We start from the raw sequence: 18,067 nt of genomic DNA on the forward strand, positions 1-18,067 counted from the left end.
GATCTAGAGAGAACGAGGAGCAGGTGTTCTGCAGATGCAGTAAATATCGATGCTTTCTACACCAACTTCAAGTAGTAAATGACATAATTGTCGGACGGTACTGCCTGTGGTGACTACATCATCGACGATGGCAACATGGGAATAGTGAGGTTGCTTATTGAGAATAAACGCGCCTTTTAAGTTTTGTTCACGGCTTGTTTTGGTATTACCACGCTGTGATTGGGCGAGCTTTACTCGACGAAAGACCTTCGCATCAAAATTAGTCTGCAATTGCTTGGCGAGGTGTCGGGCTAAAACATCACTTTGATTAAAACCCCGGCGCAGGTAACGCTGCCAGTGCAATGGCACACTGGTAATGATTGGAGCTGGCGTGGTGATGCGCTGTGCCAGTTGCTCGGTTAATGCTTTTACATGCCAAGACTCTCCGTGATCTTTAAAGCGTTGTACTTCCCGTGAAAGGGGAAAGTCGTAATCGCCTAACGTGTATAGCCTTTGCCATGGCGGTGGCTCTGAAAGACATTCACCACAAACACTATCCGTACTCATTTCTTCTTTCTGTAATGATAAACCGCAGCGTTGACATCGTTTTACTGGAGTTAGGTATTTTAAACAGTGCTCGCACCAGCGCAGAGTATTTGTGTGGCTTGGTGTTTGAATAGGGAACCGACACAGGCCGCATTGACTGCTCAATACACGATGCATGATGTTTTGCCAGTGATGAGATAACATAGCGTTTATTCATGGTGATATTTTACTCAGCCTAACGCTTGGCTGAAGCCGTAGGGAATAAAATAAGTGGGAGAGATTGAGAGCATGAGCACGAAATTACACTGGCAGTCATTTGGTCAGGGACCAGATTTGGTGTTACTTCATGGGTGGGGCATGAATGGTGCGGTATGGCAGCAGACAGTCGAGTCTCTTCAACCTTATTTCCGAGTTCATGTGGTTGACCTTCCGGGGTACGGACATAGCGCCGAATCTCATGCCGAAGATTTAGACCATATTGCTAACTTGGTGGTGCAAGGTGCGCCAGAGAAAGCGATTTGGCTTGGTTGGTCCCTCGGAGGTTTAGTGGCGACGCATGTGGCATTAAATATGCCCGAGCGCGTGGCTAAGTTGATTACGGTTGCCAGCTCACCAAAATTTGCCGCAGAAAAACCGTGGCGCGGCATTCAACCGAATGTACTGAGTGCGTTCACCTCTCAGTTGCTAGAAGATTTCTCACTGACCATTGAGCGCTTTATGGCGTTGCAAGCGATGGGCAGCCCATCAGCGCGTAAAGACGTTAAACAGCTCAAGCAAGCGATACTATCGCGCCCTCAGCCAAACCCTGAATCGCTGTTGGTTGGGCTAAACATCCTTGCTGATGTGGATCTGCGCGATGCGTTGACGTCTCTTTCTGTTCCAATGTTGCGTCTTTATGGCCGTTTAGATGGGTTGGTGCCAATTAAAGTAGCTAACGATTTAAGTGAACAGTTGCCTCATACCCAGCAGTTTGTTTTTAATCAGTCCTCTCATGCGCCTTTTATCACCGAACATGACGAATTTTGTGTTCAAATCCGAGAGTTTGCTCACGATTGAGCAAGTGCGAGCGGAAACACCTCAAGTTGTTTAAAAAGTGGTCGATATAAAGGCTGGTGAGGTTTTATTAGCCAATAAAGCTAAGCCATATTGACGAGTTGGGCGACTCTGAGGAGGGTTCGCAATGATTGTGTCACCGACCAACGTAAGTGTGCCACTGATCGCCCCATCCGTGAATGTGCAGACGGAACAAGCAGCTCGCGACAATAAAGTCCGAGAGCCTGTAACGCCAACGGTCGCATTGGCCAAAACCAATGCAGAGCGAAAAGTAAAAGGTGATGACAAGCGCCGACGTCAGTCTTCTTGGGATCCTTCAGAGCATCCTGATTATGATATGGAAACGGAAGTCGACACGCGTTATCAAGAAGAACCGGAAGATACACTAGAACGGCTTTTTAGTTTGCTTGCGCTCAAATCGTATAGTGAAGACCAGGGGAAAGGCTACGCGATCCGCTTTCGCTTACCAAAGCGCATTTTGGATGCTGCGATCAATGAAGGATTAATGGAAAAGCGCAGGAAGGTGATCAAGTTTCATTATGGTCATGCAGTCGCTCCCCATACCCCGTCAGAAGTGATAGCAGTATTATGACGACTCAATATCCTACTCAAACAAAAACGCTCCAAGCAGGTTGACTGATTGGAGCGTTTTCTTTTTAGTTATGAAAGCTCGTTAGCGGTGAAGCCTAGGTAAGGTTACTTTTTCGCTTTAGCAAACGCTGCAGCAAACGCACCGCCCATCGCGCTGTTCGATGACGAATCATCACGGCGAGGCTGACGACGCTGCGGTTGGTCATTACGACGTGGCGCTGCTGATGAGCGTTGGCTGCGGTTGTCTTGACCCGGTTCGTCGTTCATACGCATCGATAGACCAATACGCTTACGCTGCACGTCAACTTCCATCACTTTCACTTTGACGATGTCGCCCGCTTTCACCACTTCACGTGGGTCAGACACATAACGATCTGTCAGTGCAGAAATATGCACAAGACCATCTTGGTGAACGCCGATATCAACGAAGGCACCGAAGTTGGCTACGTTAGACACCACGCCTTCTAGAATCATGCCCGGTTCTAAGTCAGATACCGAGTTTACACCTTCTGCAAAGGTCGCCGTTTTGAATTCTGGACGTGGGTCACGACCCGGCTTATCCAGCTCTTTGATGATGTCTGTAATGGTTGGAACGCCGAAGTTATCGTCGGTGTAATCGACCGCATGCAGACCTTTAAGGAAGCTTGAATCACCAATCAGTGCTTTGATATCTTTGTTGTTCTTCTCAGAAATTGCTTTGACCACCGGGTACGCTTCTGGGTGAACCGCAGACGCATCAAGTGGGTTCTTACCATCCATAATACGCAGGAAGCCCGCACACTGCTCGAATGCCTTAGGACCTAAACGAGGTACTTTCTTCAAGGTTGTACGTGCTTCGAAGCGGCCGTTCTCATCGCGGAAGTCGACAATGTTCTGCGCGATGGTGCTTGATAAGCCTGCTACGCGTGTTAATAGTGCGGCAGAAGCGGTGTTCACATCAACACCAACCGCGTTTACACAGTCTTCCACAATCGCATCTAGGCGTTTTGCCAACATAGATTGGCTTACATCGTGCTGGTATTGACCCACACCAATAGATTTCGGATCAATTTTCACGAGTTCAGCCAATGGATCTTGCAAACGACGTGCAATCGACACTGCACCACGCAGTGATACGTCCATATTCGGGAACTCTTTTGCTGCAAGCTCAGACGCTGAGTAAACCGATGCACCCGCTTCACTTACGATGATCTTCTGAACTTTCAGGTTGCCACGTTTGATGACGTCTGCGACAAAGCTGTCGGTTTCACGTGAAGCCGTACCGTTACCAATCGCAATCAAATCCACGTTGTACTTACGCACCAGCTGCTCAACGATTTGTGCTGACTTGTCGTATTGTTTTTGTGGAGGGTGAGGGTAGATAGTTTCGGTGGCAAGCACTTTACCTGTTGAGTCGACAACCGCGATTTTTGAACCTGTACGCAGACCCGGATCGAGGCCAAGTGTTGCACGAGGGCCAGCCGGTGCTGCCATCAACAAGTCTTTTAGGTTAGTGGCGAATACTTCAATCGCTTCGATTTCAGCGCGCTCTTTCATTGCGCCCATTAGCTCGGTTTCCATGTGCATCGATACTTTGATGCGCCATGCCCAGCTGATCACTTGCTTACGCCAGGTATCCGCAGGTGCGCTGCTAAGTGTCACGCCATAATGGTCGGCGATAATCGTTTCGCAGTAAGACTGACGAGCGCCTTCTTCCTGTTCTGGAACAGCATTCATTGCCAATGTCAGGAAGCCTTCGTTACGGCCACGCAACATCGCCAGTGCTCGGTGCGATGGCACTTTGCTTAGGGGCTCGTTGTGGTTGAAGTAATCTTTAAACTTCTCGCCTTCTTGCTCTTTGCCTTCAACGACTCGTGAGACCAGTTCCGCATTGCGATTTAAGTGGTTGCGAATTTTTTCCAGTAAGTTTGCGTCTTCTGCGATGCGCTCCATGATGATCGCGCGAGCGCCATCCAATGCAGCTTTGGTGTCTGCGATGCCTTTGTCTGCATCAAGGTATTTGCTTGCTTCGCTTTCTGGTTCGGTTTGTGGGTGATTCCAAAGCTGATCTGCGAGCGGCTCAAGACCAGCCTCAATCGCGATCTGACCTTTCGTACGACGCTTGGGTTTGTAAGGTAGGTATAAGTCTTCAAGACGAGTTTTGCTGTCTGCCTGCGCGATCTCTTGTTCTAGCTCTGGCGTCAGTTTGCCTTGCTCTTGGATTGATTTGAGGATGGTTTGACGGCGATCATCCATTTCACGAAGGTAAGACAGACGGCTGTCCAAAGTACGAAGCTGGGTATCATCAAGGCCCCCCGTCACCTCTTTGCGGTAACGTGCAATAAAAGGGACAGTGTTGCCATCATCAATTAGGGTGACAGCGGCGTTGACTTGCTCTGGGCGAACATTCAGTTCTTGAGCAATCATGCGACAGATAGCTTGGCTCATCCGTGTTTTCTCTTTTAATTCGGTTTTGGTTGTATAGAACATTGGGGTCATTCGAAGAATTTGCAATGTTTTAAATTAACGAGGCAAAAATTTACCGGGCGCTGGTGGACATCAGTCAGATTTATGTCAAAACTGTAATTAAATTGAGAACTTATATCCGCAGTTATCGACTAACCTAATTCCACGGTTGTTGATATCACTAAATGTACCTCGGCTTATACGGATAATCATGATGAAAAAAATGTCTTTGGCGTTAGCGCTTACGAGTGCCTTACTTGCCGCCCCGCTTAGTTGGGCGCAGTCTATCTCAGGAACCACACAAGCTCCCGTTTATCAGCTCGATAACAAATTGGTACTAGGGCGTGTGGAGAGCGTCTACTACAGTGACATTCCGGAACTAAAAGCGGTGCCATTTATTGGCAAGATTGATACTGGTGCAGATACGACATCGATGCATGCGGAGAATATCCATGTCAGTAGCTCACACCCAGATTACCAAGATTTGAAAGATAACGAGTTACTTTGGGCGATTGTCGATGACTTAGGTGGTACGAAGGCAAAGTGGGACGCCGACAGCTTTAAGCCATATCAAGTAAAGGTTAGCTTTACGGTTCCTCACCCTTATACAGGGAAGGAAATACAGATTACCGATGATCTGGAAAGAGTGAGCGCGATTCGCAGTCGAACAAGCAAAAAGCCCATCCTACGCCCGACAATAAAAATGCCGATGACAATCGCTGGTCACACCGTTGATACGGAAGTGAACCTGACCAAGCGTACGCAATTCTCTTCTCCTATCTTGATTGGTAAAACTTATCTCGATGATAACGCATGGGTCTTCGCTGGTTACGATTATCTTCAAGAACAGCCAAGCGCAAAAATGATTGGCAAAAAAGAGACGGTTGAAGTCGAAGGTGTGCCATATAAGATCAGCATTTCAACTTCTAGCCGTTATACCAACGTCCATGCACTGGACATCAAGGTAGACAAAAAGCATAACGAAGTCTCTTTTATGTTAGAGGGCGAGAATGGCAAGCGTCATCCAATGACATTACCCTTGGTACGAATGCTGAAAACGACCAAAAGCGAGCGCCCTTTAGTCTATTTACCCGTCAAAGTCGGCGAAAATGAAACTCAACGTTGGTTGGTGTATCTGCGTGATCGCAGTAAGTTCAGTTCGCAAATTCGCTTAGGTCGGGACGTCGCGAGTCAGCACTTTGTTATTGATACGGACAGAGAAAATCTACTGGGTGGCGTAGAAAAAACGTTCAAAAGCGCACTCAAATCAAAACCTCTTGTCGTTTCACCAGAAGAACAGGTCACCATTGATGGCTATACCGTCCCTGCTTACCCCACTTTTACTGTGAAAACGCCATTACTGCGTGTAAATGGGTTTGAAGTAACAGAAAAAGGTAAGGATGAGTCCGTCACGTTTTATTTAATGAACGATGAGGGAAAAGAAGAAAAAATCACCAAACCAGTGTTGAAAAAGCTCAAGGTTGGCAGCGCGGTGCGCCCTGTTGTCGAAGGAGACTTTCTTCTCGGTAGAAAAGACACATCAATGAAGTTTGCGCTCGATGTGCTTGATGAGGGTGACACTCAACCCTTTTTCGTCTTTGGTCATGACATAGCCAAGGGGGGTGTGTTGCTGAACACTCGAGCAGACCATCTACTAGATGCAAGGCCACTTTTCAAAGCTGGCCATATCGAAGTGGCGGAAGTTGAGGGGATGTCTTTCCCTGTGAAGTTAGACACGGGTGCAGATGTAAGCTCAATCAATGCTAAGAACATCAAGCAGTTTAAGAAAGACGGCAAAGACATGGTGAGCTTTACCTATGAGAACGATCTTGGCATGAAACAGGCGTTTACTAAGCCTGTTGTTGACGTCATGCGTATTAAAGCGAAGAAAGGCGAGAAAGCGAACGTACGCCCTGTGGTTGAAATGCATGTTAAGCTTGGCGAATTAGAGAAGAAGATCCGAGTCAACTTACAGGACCGAGGTCGCTTCCATTACAGCATGATTTTAGGTAAAAACTTCCTAAAACATGGCGCAGTTGTTTCGAGTGATACGAATTACATCGTGACGCAAAAACCGGATTACGAAAAGTAACACTCTGGCCGCCTTATCACCTTGATACCCAAAGCCCGAACAACATTGGATCTTTGGGTATATCATCTCCTTAATGCTGCCAAAGAGCAGCATTTTTTAGTTGAGATAGGAGTTAATTTGAAAACTAAGCTGATTACACGAGAAGGTTACAACAAACTCAAACAAGAGCATGATTACCTTTGGAATGAAAAGCGCCCGGAAATCACCAAGATCGTCACTTGGGCGGCGAGCCTGGGCGATCGCTCAGAAAATGCGGATTACACCTTCAATAAACGTTTACTCCGTCAGATCGACCGTCGTGTCCGCTTCCTTCGTAAATTCCTGCCAGAAGTCACGATCGTTGACTATTCTCCGCAACAAGAAGGCAAAGTCTTTTTTGGTGCATGGGTGGAAATAGAAAATGAGGCAGGAGAAGTGAAAAAGTTTCGTATTGTCGGGCCTGAAGAGATTTATGGCGATGCGAAAGACTACATCTCTATCGATTCACCTATGGCGCGAGCGATGTTGAAAAAACAAGTGGATGAAGAGTTCACGGTACGCACCCCAGAAGGTGAAAAAGAGTGGTTCATCAACTCAATTGAATATACTCAACCGGCCTCGGAAGACTGAGGCTTTATCACCGATTCAAGTCTCATGAAGTTCACTAGGAGTGATTTGGGTCTCAACGTCAGAATATTTGGTATAAAGGCATGGTGCCTTTCTCGGAGAAGTAAAATGAACAAAGCAGTCATGTGTAGTGCTGCACTAACAATAGGTTTCTCACTTTCAGTTTTCGCTCAAGATGAAGTGAAAGGCTGTGACGCTAAAGAGTTAGCGGTAGAGCAGCAGCTTGAGTATGCAAAAGCGCAAGGTAATGAGCATCGCATTAAAGGCTTGGAGCAAGCACTTTCCGCTATCCAGAATGAATGCTCGGAAGGTGAGCTGCGGCAAGAGCTGCAAGCAGAAGTGGAAGAAAAGACTAAAGAAGTTGAGGAGCGAGAGGAAGAATTAGTCGAAGCTCAGCATTCAGGGAAAGCAGACAAAATTGAGAAAAAACGTCACAAGCTGGCTGAGGCACAGCAAGAGCTGCTTGAGGCCAAACGTGAACTGGAATGGAATTATGGTCAATAGTAGGTGCTGAAAATACCTGCTAGAGAGAGAATAAAGCGCTTAAGATAAAAAGAGTAACAATTTGCTTGAGCACGTTAGGAAAAACAGTGATACATTTTCGACAATAGACGCTTCTGAAAGGATGTTTCAATGCAAGAAAATCATAAAATTTTAGTGGTTGATGACGATGCTCGTTTACGTGCTCTATTGGAGCGTTACCTTTCTGAGCAAGGTTTTCAGGTACGAAGTGTCGCCAATGGCGAACAGATGGATCGCCTACTAACGCGCGAAAACTTTCACTTAATGGTGCTGGACCTAATGTTGCCAGGTGAAGACGGTTTGTCAATTTGTCGTCGTCTACGCCACGCGAACAATATGTTGCCAATCTTAATGCTCACCGCGAAAGGTGATGAAGTGGACCGCATCGTAGGTCTTGAGGTAGGGGCGGATGATTATTTGCCAAAACCGTTTAACCCACGCGAATTGTTGGCTCGCATCAAGGCAGTATTACGCCGCCAAACTGTAGAGTTGCCGGGTGCACCAAGCACGGAAGAAAAAGTGGTGGAGTTCGGGGAGTTCCGACTCAATCTAGGCACTCGCGAGATGTTCCGCGGTGACGAGGCAATGCCACTCACCTCTGGAGAGTTTGCTGTCCTAAAGGCGCTCGTGATGAATGCGCGTGAGCCAATGTCACGAGATAAATTGATGAACATGGCGCGTGGCCGTGAATATTCTGCAATGGAACGCTCTATTGACGTACAAATCTCACGCTTACGTCGCATGTTAGAAGACGATCCGAGCAAGCCGCGCTACATTCAAACCGTGTGGGGCCTAGGTTATGTTTTCGTCCCAGACGGCAAAGAGGTGTAATCTCTTCACTCCATAGCCAGCACTTGGCTATAGCAACTTCAGCCTTCATTACCTTCCCTTTGAAGGCTGAAATTTCGCGATTAGGACCACTAGGAACGTTCCATGCGCATCCGAAGTTCACTGACACAATCTATTCTGCTGTTCATCTCTTTGCTTCTCGCGAGCCAAGTTTTCTCTTACTACGCCGTTTTTAACTACGCGTTGATGCCGAGTTTGCAGCAGTTCAATAAAATTCTCGCCCATGAGCTCAATTTGGTGCTTGATGATGAAGGACCTTTAAAGTCTGATGCACCGTTAAGGCGTCAATTGTTAGAAAGATTAGGGGTGACGGTTCATAGTCTCGATAGCGATAAGGCGATTGAATTTCGTCACGCAATGTCGATTGATTTGATGTCTGAAGAAATGAGCCAAGAGCTGGGTTCGCCCACAGAAGTGCGCTTATTGCTTGGCGATGAAAGTTACATTTTGTGGATGCACATCGAAAAGTTGCCGAACTCCATCATTCGTATTCCGTTATCTGAGCTGCAAGAAGAAGATTTTGCCCCGCTGTTTCGTAACAGCTTGATTATGGCGCTGCTGATCATTGCAGGTGGTTGGTTGTTTATTCGTTTGCAAAACCGTCCACTTTTGGCTTTAGAGAGAGCCGCGAAAGACGTCGGTCGAGGTGAGATCCCGCCACCGTTGGCAGAAAAAGGCGCATCGGAAATTCGCTCTGTAACTCGAGCCTTTAATCAAATGTCGAAAGGTATTCAAGAGCTAGAAGAAGACCGAGCCTTATTAATGGCGGGGATTAGCCATGACTTACGAACGCCTCTGACGCGTATTCGCCTAGCGACAGAAATGATGTCTCCTGAGGACAGCTATCTTGCGGAGGGGATCATTAGCGATACGGAAGAATGTAATGAGATCATCAGTCAGTTTATGGATTACCTCAAACCGGTGAACCAAGAATCGTTTGAAGCGGTTGATATCAGTACGATTGCCAGTGACGTCGCCAGTTCTGAAGGTGGTTATGAGGTTGAAATTGAAACAGATCTTAATCTTAACTTGCCGCCAGCCAAAGGAAGTGCGATTGCGATTAAGCGGGCGATCAGTAACTTAGTTGTGAATGCGCTACGTTATGGTAATGGCTGGGTCAAAATCAGCACTGGTGTGACAGCAGATAAGCAGCTAGTGTGGATCTCAGTAGAGGACAACGGACCGGGTATTGAGCATTCTCAAATCGCGAGGTTATTTGAACCCTTTACGCGTGGTGACACCGCTCGCGGTAGTGAAGGCACTGGGCTAGGGTTGGCGATTGTGAAGCGTATAATCAGCCAACATTCAGGCTCTGTGGTGATGCGTAATCGCAGTGAAGGCGGTTTAATCGCTCAAATCAGCTTTCCTACCAAGTAAGTCGATGGCCTGCACCCTTTAAACAAAAAGCCCAACCTAAATAGGTTGGGCTTTTCTTATTCTCAATAATCTTAAGACTCTTTCACTTCCTGAGGAAGTTCATCTTCGTCTTCCAGTTTCTCTGGCAGAAGTAGATTTAAAATGATCGCTGTGATGCCACCTGCTGCAACACCAGTTGAGAAAATACTCTTAATAAATTCTGGCATAAATTGCAGGATCTCTGGTTTTTGTGCGATACCAAGTCCCATTGAGAAGGATAAGGCCATGATCAGAATTGCGCGGCGATCGAGCTCAACACGAGAGATAATACGCACACCAGCGGCAGCAATCGTACCAAACATGACAATCGTTGCGCCGCCAAGTACTGGCTCAGGAATCAGCTGAACAAAGCTAGCGACGCCAGGAAACAAGCCAAGAATCACTAACATGCCAGAAATAAAGTAACCCACGTAGCGGCTCGCGACTCCTGTTAGCATGATGATGCCGTTATTCTGGCTAAACGTTGAGTTCGGGAAGCTGTTGAAAACGGCTGCGATTGCAGAGTTTAAGCCGTCTGCTAACACACCGCCCTTAATACGTTTCATGTACACTGGGCCTTTTACTGGCTCACCAGACACTTCAGATGTTGCGGTAATATCACCGATGGCCTCTAGTGCGGTAATAAAGAAAATCAGTACCAGCGGAATGAACAGAGACCAGTCAAACGATAAGCCATATTGCATTGGTACGGGCAGTGCTACGATCTCGGTTGCGCCTAGCTGAGAAGTATCTACCATCCCCATAAAATACGCCATGATGTAACCCACTAGCATCGCAATCACTATTGAAGCCACACGGATGTATGGGTTTTTCGAGCGGTTTAAAATCACAATTAATCCAAGTACCGTCCCAGCCAGAGCAAGTTTGTCTAAGCTGCCGAAGGTTCCTTCATTTAATGCTGCGTAGCCACCGCCCATTGATACTAAGCCGACTTGAATCAGTGTGAGACCGATAAGAGTGACGACGATGCCTGAAACGAGCGGAGTGATGATTCGGCGGGCATGCTCCAATACGCGAGATAGGAAAATTTCTGCAAATGATGCGACTAAAATCGTACCAAAAATGGCAGCCATCATGGTGCTGATGTCTGCTCCACCGGCTTTCAGCGATAGGCCTGCACCAATAATAGGGCCTAAAAAGTTAAAGCTGGTACCTTGAACAGAGAGCAAACCTGAGCCGATTGGGCCAATGGTGCGAATTTGAATAAACGAAGACACGCCTGACGCAAACAAAGACATGCTGATGATGGTATTCGTTTGGTCTGCTGGTACACCCAAAGACTGACAGATGATCAGTGAAGGAGTGATAACCGCGACGAACATCGCCAATAAGTGCTGAAGTGCGGCAAAAATAGTTTGAGGCAAAGGTGGTCGATCGTTGAGTTGATAGACCAGTTCCGAAGATCGGTTTGAAGTTGTCATTGTTTGTCTCGCTAGTCGCAATATTTCCCTAGTTCTCGCTGAATGGGAGAGCAGGGTGGAGTTGACGTCGTTACCTGTGATTGCTGTTAATCAGAGTCAACTCAGGTTGGTGGAGTGTGATCTAACACACTTAAAAATTTGTGCGCGATTATAGAGAGATTTACTCAAAAAGCAAACGTTTGCTTTGCTTTTGGCGTATTAAAAAACGAGCCATTTGGCTCGCTTTCAATCATTACGCTTTGGAGTAAATATCCCGCTCACCCAACCAGCGATCGATAATCGCTGTTGCGTTAGACGGGTAATTGTCATGAATATGACGCGCAATGCGCTGAACTTCGGGAATCAGACGTTGATCTCGAACTAGGTCTGCGATTTTGAAATCAGCAAGACCTGTCTGCTTTGTACCCAATAGTTCTCCAGGGCCACGAATTTCTAGGTCTTTCTGCGCAATGACGAAGCCATCGTTACTTTCACGTAGTACTCCGAGACGTTTTTGCGCGGTTTTTGACAGAGGAGAGTGGTACAGCAGCACACAATGGCTAGCAACGGAACCTCGGCCCACGCGACCTCTTAACTGGTGTAATTGTGCCAAACCAAGACGTTCAGGGTTTTCTATGATCATCAAGCTAGAGTTTGGCACATCCACACCAACTTCAATCACTGTCGTTGCGACCAGCAAACGCAGTTTATTGTCTTTGAAATCTTGCATCACCGCTTGTTTCTCTGCCGGCTTCATTCGTCCGTGCACTAGACCAATTTTTACGTCCGGCAGTTTACGTTGAAGCTCTTCTGCGGTATCTGCCGCGGCTTGCGCTTCTAATACTTCCGACTCATCAATCAGGGTACACACCCAATATGCCTGCTTGCCTTCGTTTAAGCAGGCATTTCGGACACGCTCGACGATGTCGTCACGTTTTGTATCAGGAATGGCAACGGTTTGAATCGGCGTTCGACCCGGTGGTAGCTCGTCAATCACGGAAGTTTCCAGATCGGCGTAAGCGGTCATCGCTAAGGTTCGAGGAATAGGCGTCGCCGTCATGATCAACTGATGAGGATAAGCGCCTTGTTTTGCGCCTTTTTCACGCAATTCTAATCGCTGATGGACACCGAAGCGGTGCTGTTCATCAATGATGACCAAGGCAAGGTGATGAAATTCAACGTGCTCTTGGAATAGCGCGTGAGTACCCACTACCATTTTTGCTTCACCACTGGCAATACGAGCCAACTCGGCTTCCTTTGCCTTACCTTTGAGTTTGCCCGCTAACCAACCGACTTGAATACCCATTGTTTCAAACCAGTTTGCGAAGTTGATAGCGTGTTGCTCGGCCAATAGTTCGGTTGGCGCCATGAGTGCCACCTGATGGCCATGCTCAATGGCTCTAACAGCGGCCAAAGCGGCAACCAACGTTTTCCCCGAACCAACATCGCCTTGCACTAATCGCATCATTGGGTGCGGTTTTTCTAGATCGGCTTCAATCTCTTGTACTACTCGGGTTTGAGCGTTTGTAGGAGAGAAAGGCAGTTGGGCTAAAAGCTGCGTTTTTAGTTTATTACAAGGACCGAGAGGTAGCGCTGAATCCTTCTGACCTTTGCTACGCACCGCTAGCATCGATAAGTTTTGTGCGAGCAATTCTTCCATGATCAAGCGGATTTGGGCAGGATGTTTGCCTTCGTCAAACTCATCTAAATTAATGGTTGGTGGTGGGCGATGAATGGTGTGCAGCGCTTGCGACATCGTGATTTGATGGTCATACAACCCCGCTGGAAGTAATTCCTGCACTGCGGTTTTATCAAGCAGGGCTAAAGCTTGTTCGGTAAGGTTGCGTAATGTGATTTGGCGTAAACCATCGGTGGTGGGATAAACAGGGGTTAAGCTCTGTTCTACATCGGGCTTTTGCTCGCTGACGTAAAACTTGTAGTCAGGGTGAACAATTTCCAAGCCCACGCCACCGCGCTTAATTTCACCGTAAGCATGTACTAACTTACCTTGCGTGAAATTGTTCTTCATGGCTGCGGTAAAGTTGAAAAAGCGCAGCGTGATAGTGCCATTACCGTCGCTGATTTTTACCGTTAGCATTTTGCGCTTACCGAAGATAGTGTCGACTGCCATGACCTTACCTTGCACGGCTGCCCAAAGGCCAGCATGCAGTTTGGCAATAGGGTAAATACGAGTACGATCTTCGTAGCGTAACGGAAGGTGAAACAGCAAATCTTGAACGCTATGTAAGCCAACTTTGGCGAGTTTTTCTGCGACTTTCGCGCCAACTCCAGAAAGGGAGGTTAATGGGACGGCAGATAACATTTGGGCGGACATAGAGGGCTCAAGAAAATGGTTAACATAGCAGTATGTTAACCATGGAGCTGTGTTTTTGTACAGGAAAAAATAGTCATGCTTTAGTTAGTGTCATGATTTGACTGATCACCTATCATTCCGAGGAGCTTTAGCGACATCAGGATTCTATTTCCAACAAGTATGTCGCTGAAGTTAACACTATCAGCATCTGTATATTTGAGAATTAGATCCTGAACCACGCTCCTTCGCCGCCGTTCAGGATGACGAAAGTCTGTTACTTGCTTTGCATCTCTTGCCACCACGCGTCATCGGCGATGATTTGACCTTCTTCATCGAGTGGTGGGTAAACGAGCCCTTTTCGTTTCGCGACCTTTGCCAGCACTGGGTGACCACGTTCAAAGAGAATACGGTTGATTGTCTCTTTAGGCAGAGCGCTTTCTTCTCGGTCGTACATGCCTGCGGCTTCACGTTGACGTTGCGCTTCATACAAAATTACGGCACTGGCAACCGATACGTTTAGTGACTGCACCATGCCCACCATTGGGATAATAATGTCTTGTTCGGCAAGCTGTTTGGCTTGCTCCGAAGCGCCAACTTTTTCACTGCCTAAAATGATTGCCGTTGGTCTGGTGTAGTCGATCTCGCGAAAATCGACGGCGGTGTCCGAAAGATTGGTCACCAAAACCTGCATACCTTGCGCTTTGAGTTCGGTAATCGCAGTTTCAATCGAATCGTGAGTATCCACTTCAACCCAGTTACGCGCGCCAGCTGAGGTATGGCTCAGCGTACGCATTTTGTCTGGCCAAATTGCGTGAACTTTGTGTAAGCCTGTCGCGTCAGCGGTGCGGATCACAGCAGAGACGTTGTTTGGCTTATGTACTTCTTCGAGACAAAGTGTCAGATCAGTTTGGCGAGTTTTTAGGACTTGGTGAATACGGTTGTAACGTTCTAGGTTCATATTTATTGAGGTATAAAAAATCGCCACCTAACAGAGTAGGTGGCGATAGAGGTTAGTTCTTTCTGCGTCTGACTCGGGTTGCTTGAGGCATTGCCTTAATCTTACGCATGATACCAGCAAGGTGGACACGATCTTTCGTCGTCAACAGCACAGTCACAGTGTATAGACGACCATCACGTTCTTCCGTTGAAAGGCCATGAATGTTTGATCCTGTTTTCGAGATCACGTTGGTCAGTTCTGCAAGAGCACCTTGGTTGTTAAGCATGTCGACTTTAAGTTCAGCAATGAACTCTTTATCGTAGTCTTCAGACCAAGCGACAGCCATATAACGGTCTGGCTCTTTCTGATAACCACGAACGTTCGGACATGTTTCTCGGTGAACAACCAAACCACGACCAGGCGATACGTGAGCAATAATGTGATCATCTGGGATAGGATGACAACAATTTGCAAACGTCAGCAATAAGCCTTCTGCGCCACGAATCGGAAGCTTCTTCTTCGAGTCCGTTGGGATTGAACTTGTTGTCGTGAGCTCTTCGGTGTCACCAAGGAGACGACGTGCAATCACAATGCTCATCAACTCACCCAATCCAATAGCAGCCAATAAATCATCGATGCTTTCTAGGCGAAGATCATTCAAGACTTCTTGGATATTTTCTGGATAAATTGAATCAATCGAGTGACGGCCAAGTGCGTGATTAAGTAGGCGACGACCTAAAGTAATCGACTCTTCACGACGCATCGTTTTCAGTACTTGTCGAATCTTAGTGCGGGCACGAGAAGTCACGACATAGTTTAGCCATGCCGCATTCGGACGCGCACCAGGGGCACTGATAATTTCCACCGTCTGACCGTTTTTCAATGCCTTACTCAATGGGTAAGGGTTACGGTCAACACGAGCACCAACACAAGAGTTGCCTACATCGGTATGTACGGCATAGGCAAAGTCGACAGCCGTTGCGCCTAAAGGTAGTTCAACGATACGACCTTTTGGTGTGAAGACGTAAATCTCATCTGGGAAAAGATCGGATTTTACGTTTTCAATGAATTCGAATGAGTTACCCGCGCTTTGTTGTAGCTCTAACAGGCTTTGCATCCAACGCTGAGCTTTCACTTGCGCAGTGGTGCCAGACTTGTCGCCTTTGTCTTTGTAAGACCAGTGTGCCGCGACACCTTTGTCCGCCATTTGATCCATATCTTCAGTACGGATCTGAACTTCAACAGGTACGCCGTGAGGGCCAACCATGGAAGTGTGTAGCGATTGATAGCCGTTCGCCTTTGGTACCGCGATGTAATCTTTCATGCGACCAGGACGTGGCTTATACAAGCTGTGTACTTGGCCTAAAACGCGATAACAAGTATCAGCGGTATCAACAACGACTCGGAACGCATAGATATCCATGATGGTGTGAAAGCGCTGTTCTTTGGTTTTCATCTTGTTGTAGATAGAGAACAGGTTTTTCTCACGACCAACGACGCGAGCATTCAAGCCAAAATCTTGCAGACGGCCTTCTATTTCGCTGTGAATGCGTTGGATCATCTCTTTACGGTTACCACGTGCGGCTTTAACCACTTCTTTCAGTACGCGGTAGCGGTTGGGATATAGCGCCTCAAAGCCCAACTCTTCGAGTTCGGTTTTGATATTGTGAATACCAAGACGATGAGCGAGGGGCGCGTAAATTTCTAACGTTTCACGAGCAATACGACGCTTTTTATCTGGTCGAAGCGCGCCAAGCGTACGCATGTTGTGCGTGCGGTCAGCCAGTTTGATCAGAATGACGCGGATATCTTGCACCATGGCCAGAACCATCTTACGAAAGTTCTCAGCCTGAGCCTCTTTCCTATCGCGGAATTTGAGTTTGTCCAGTTTAGATACACCATCAACCAATTCTGCGACAGTGTTGCCGAATTTCTCTTCGAGATCTTCTTTAGTTACATCACAGTCTTCAATGACGTCATGCAGCAAAGCAGCTTGGAGGGTTTCGATATCAAGGCGCATTTCGGCCAAGATTCGAGCCACAGCGACAGGGTGGATGATGTATGGTTCACCGCTAGAGCGGGTTTGCCCTTCATGGGCATCTCTCGCTACCACATAAGATTGACGCAGAGCCTCAATCTGAGGCTCTGTTAGGTATTCTTGGGCAACGTCTTTGAGGCTATCGAATAGATACAAATTATAGGCCCGGGAGGTTGTTGAATTCTAAAGTCAGAATTAACGGTTGTGAGCGATGCTGCTTACTGCCGCTAGCTCTGCCGCTTCTTGCTCTTGCTGTTCTTGACGTTCACGAGCGTCTAGAACTTCTTTAGTAATTAAACCTTCTTCGATTTCGCGTAGAGCGATAACCGTTGGCTTATCGTTCTCTTCTGGCACTAGTGCATCTTTACCGCCAGTTTGCATTTGACGAGCGCGGCGAGCCGCAATCAGTACTAGGTCGAAACGGTTGCCAACTTTTTCAACAGCGTCTTGAACAGTTACGCGTGCCATGAGGACTCCAAATAGTTAACTAAAATTTTAGAATGACGAGAAAGTATACAACCTAACTACTTTATTTACTAGCAATTAGACAAGCCACCGTTTGTGGACTTTCTCAGGTAGTTTATTGTGTTTTTCGCATTGGGCAAAAAACGGGAAATTCTTTATGTTTTACAGCGTGACTTTTTTGAAGTTACTCTGCTAACAACGCGTCAAGCATACCTTTATATTTAGCAGCTTGCTTTTCTTCCTTCAATCTTTCAGCACGCAAGATAGCTTTAAAATCCATCAAAGCGGTATCAAAATCGTCGTTTACGATCACGTAGTCGTACTCGTTGTAATGAGAGATTTCCGACTTGGCTTCAGCCATACGCTTTGCGATCACTTCATCGCTATCTTGACCACGAGTGTTCAAGCGACGCTCTAACTCACCGTTTGATGGTGGCAGGATGAAGATGCTTTTGGCTTCTGGCATTTGTTCACGGATTTGGCGTGCGCCTTGCCAGTCTATATCTAGAAAAACGTCGATACCTTTATTTAGTGTTTCTTCAATCCATACACGAGATGTGCCGTAATAATTACCAAACACTTCTGCGTATTCTAGGAAGTCACCTTTAGCGATCAGGGCTTCAAACTCATCTTTCGCTACAAAATGGTAGTGGACACCATTTTCTTCACCAGGTCGCATGTTGCGCGTGGTGTGAGACACAGACACTTTCATTGCGTAGGTTGGGTTGCGTTCCAACATCGCTGAGATCAAGCTAGATTTACCTGCGCCGCTAGGTGCAGATACGATATAGAGAGTACCTTTGCCCATTGTACT

General features: G+C 47.1%; 15 protein-coding genes. 7 read left to right on the forward strand and 8 right to left on the reverse strand.

Annotated elements, in window-relative coordinates; translation table 11 throughout:
• Positions 1-3: 3 nt before the first annotated feature.
• Positions 4-729 carry a ComF family protein gene (locus tag R7P36_RS10155; protein WP_213899390.1) on the reverse strand — a complete coding sequence of 242 codons (726 nt, stop codon included), beginning with the start codon at positions 727-729 and terminating at the stop codon, positions 4-6.
• A gap of 84 nt (positions 730-813) precedes the next feature.
• Between R7P36_RS10155 and bioH the strand changes: the two genes are divergently transcribed.
• A complete protein-coding gene (bioH, locus tag R7P36_RS10160) occupies positions 814-1,581 on the forward strand; it encodes a pimeloyl-ACP methyl ester esterase BioH (protein WP_021707605.1) in 768 nt (255 codons plus the stop codon).
• Positions 1,582-1,705: 124 nt separating this feature from the next.
• The gene (locus tag R7P36_RS10165) at positions 1,706-2,170 is read left to right on the forward strand and encodes a hypothetical protein (RefSeq protein WP_005379316.1); all 465 of its coding nucleotides are present in this window, start codon (positions 1,706-1,708) and stop codon (positions 2,168-2,170) included.
• A gap of 104 nt (positions 2,171-2,274) precedes the next feature.
• On the opposite strand, the gene R7P36_RS10170 is transcribed toward R7P36_RS10165, so the two are convergent.
• Positions 2,275-4,596 carry a Tex family protein gene (locus tag R7P36_RS10170; protein ID WP_213899391.1) on the reverse strand — a complete coding sequence of 774 codons (2,322 nt, stop codon included), beginning with the start codon at positions 4,594-4,596 and terminating at the stop codon, positions 2,275-2,277.
• A gap of 229 nt (positions 4,597-4,825) precedes the next feature.
• Between R7P36_RS10170 and R7P36_RS10175 the strand changes: the two genes are divergently transcribed.
• The 5 genes from R7P36_RS10175 to envZ all read left to right on the forward strand — a co-directional run bounded on the left by R7P36_RS10175 (position 4,826) and on the right by envZ (position 10,060).
• Positions 4,826-6,706, forward strand: coding sequence for an ATP-dependent zinc protease (locus R7P36_RS10175; RefSeq protein ID WP_005384728.1), 1,881 nt, complete (start codon positions 4,826-4,828; stop codon positions 6,704-6,706).
• Positions 6,707-6,823: 117 nt separating this feature from the next.
• On the forward strand, positions 6,824-7,315 hold the full coding sequence (gene greB / locus R7P36_RS10180) for a transcription elongation factor GreB (RefSeq protein ID WP_005379321.1): 492 nt from the start codon (positions 6,824-6,826) through the stop codon (positions 7,313-7,315).
• Positions 7,316-7,420: 105 nt separating this feature from the next.
• Complete coding sequence (locus tag R7P36_RS10185; RefSeq protein WP_017635004.1) at positions 7,421-7,816, forward strand: DUF1090 domain-containing protein; 396 nt, start codon at positions 7,421-7,423, stop codon at positions 7,814-7,816.
• Positions 7,817-7,945: 129 nt separating this feature from the next.
• Positions 7,946-8,665: a two-component system response regulator OmpR gene (gene ompR, locus R7P36_RS10190; RefSeq protein ID WP_005379333.1), complete on the forward strand. Its 720-nt coding sequence runs from the start codon at positions 7,946-7,948 to the stop codon at positions 8,663-8,665.
• A gap of 102 nt (positions 8,666-8,767) precedes the next feature.
• Entirely contained in the window at positions 8,768-10,060 is a 1,293-nt protein-coding gene (envZ, locus tag R7P36_RS10195) for a two-component system sensor histidine kinase EnvZ (protein WP_213899392.1), read from the forward strand.
• 71 nt (positions 10,061-10,131) lie between these two features.
• Here the strand turns inward: envZ and R7P36_RS10200 are convergent, their stop codons facing one another.
• The 6 genes from R7P36_RS10200 to gmk form a co-directional block, all read right to left on the reverse strand.
• A complete protein-coding gene (locus tag R7P36_RS10200) occupies positions 10,132-11,520 on the reverse strand; it encodes a uracil-xanthine permease family protein (RefSeq protein ID WP_047103752.1) in 1,389 nt (462 codons plus the stop codon).
• A gap of 232 nt (positions 11,521-11,752) precedes the next feature.
• Positions 11,753-13,834 (reverse strand): ATP-dependent DNA helicase RecG, encoded by a 2,082-nt coding sequence (gene recG / locus R7P36_RS10205; RefSeq protein WP_318122112.1) that lies wholly within the window; start codon positions 13,832-13,834, stop codon positions 11,753-11,755.
• Positions 13,835-14,087: 253 nt separating this feature from the next.
• Positions 14,088-14,771, reverse strand: coding sequence for a tRNA (guanosine(18)-2'-O)-methyltransferase TrmH (gene trmH, locus R7P36_RS10210; RefSeq protein WP_005379339.1), 684 nt, complete (start codon positions 14,769-14,771; stop codon positions 14,088-14,090).
• A 52-nt stretch (positions 14,772-14,823) separates the two neighbouring features.
• Positions 14,824-16,944 (reverse strand): bifunctional GTP diphosphokinase/guanosine-3',5'-bis pyrophosphate 3'-pyrophosphohydrolase, encoded by a 2,121-nt coding sequence (spoT, locus tag R7P36_RS10215; protein WP_005379340.1) that lies wholly within the window; start codon positions 16,942-16,944, stop codon positions 14,824-14,826.
• A gap of 39 nt (positions 16,945-16,983) precedes the next feature.
• Positions 16,984-17,256 carry a DNA-directed RNA polymerase subunit omega gene (gene rpoZ, locus R7P36_RS10220; protein ID WP_005379346.1) on the reverse strand — a complete coding sequence of 91 codons (273 nt, stop codon included), beginning with the start codon at positions 17,254-17,256 and terminating at the stop codon, positions 16,984-16,986.
• 181 nt (positions 17,257-17,437) lie between these two features.
• Positions 17,438-18,061 carry a guanylate kinase gene (gene gmk, locus R7P36_RS10225; RefSeq protein ID WP_005379347.1) on the reverse strand — a complete coding sequence of 208 codons (624 nt, stop codon included), beginning with the start codon at positions 18,059-18,061 and terminating at the stop codon, positions 17,438-17,440.
• Positions 18,062-18,067: the final 6 nt, after the last annotated feature.

The organism is Vibrio sp. 397 (assembly GCF_033339395.1).
In the GTDB taxonomy this organism is placed as follows: Bacteria; Pseudomonadota; Gammaproteobacteria; order Enterobacterales; family Vibrionaceae; genus Vibrio; species Vibrio alginolyticus.

What these genes read in the sequence shown, in the direction of transcription:
- R7P36_RS10155 (WP_213899390.1), bottom strand. Translation starts at nt 729, where the DNA reads ATGTTATCTCATCACTGGCAAAACATCATGCATCGTGTATTGAGCAGT.
- bioH (WP_021707605.1), top strand. Translation starts at nt 814, where the DNA reads ATGAGCACGAAATTACACTGGCAGTCATTTGGTCAGGGACCAGATTTG.
- R7P36_RS10165 (WP_005379316.1), top strand. Translation starts at nt 1,706, where the DNA reads ATGATTGTGTCACCGACCAACGTAAGTGTGCCACTGATCGCCCCATCC.
- R7P36_RS10170 (WP_213899391.1), bottom strand. Translation starts at nt 4,596, where the DNA reads ATGAGCCAAGCTATCTGTCGCATGATTGCTCAAGAACTGAATGTTCGC.
- R7P36_RS10175 (WP_005384728.1), top strand. Translation starts at nt 4,826, where the DNA reads ATGATGAAAAAAATGTCTTTGGCGTTAGCGCTTACGAGTGCCTTACTT.
- R7P36_RS10185 (WP_017635004.1), top strand. Translation starts at nt 7,421, where the DNA reads ATGAACAAAGCAGTCATGTGTAGTGCTGCACTAACAATAGGTTTCTCA.
- ompR (WP_005379333.1), top strand. Translation starts at nt 7,946, where the DNA reads ATGCAAGAAAATCATAAAATTTTAGTGGTTGATGACGATGCTCGTTTA.
- envZ (WP_213899392.1), top strand. Translation starts at nt 8,768, where the DNA reads ATGCGCATCCGAAGTTCACTGACACAATCTATTCTGCTGTTCATCTCT.
- R7P36_RS10200 (WP_047103752.1), bottom strand. Translation starts at nt 11,520, where the DNA reads ATGACAACTTCAAACCGATCTTCGGAACTGGTCTATCAACTCAACGAT.
- recG (WP_318122112.1), bottom strand. Translation starts at nt 13,834, where the DNA reads ATGTCCGCCCAAATGTTATCTGCCGTCCCATTAACCTCCCTTTCTGGA.
- trmH (WP_005379339.1), bottom strand. Translation starts at nt 14,771, where the DNA reads ATGAACCTAGAACGTTACAACCGTATTCACCAAGTCCTAAAAACTCGC.
- rpoZ (WP_005379346.1), bottom strand. Translation starts at nt 17,256, where the DNA reads ATGGCACGCGTAACTGTTCAAGACGCTGTTGAAAAAGTTGGCAACCGT.
- gmk (WP_005379347.1), bottom strand. Translation starts at nt 18,061, where the DNA reads ATGGGCAAAGGTACTCTCTATATCGTATCTGCACCTAGCGGCGCAGGT.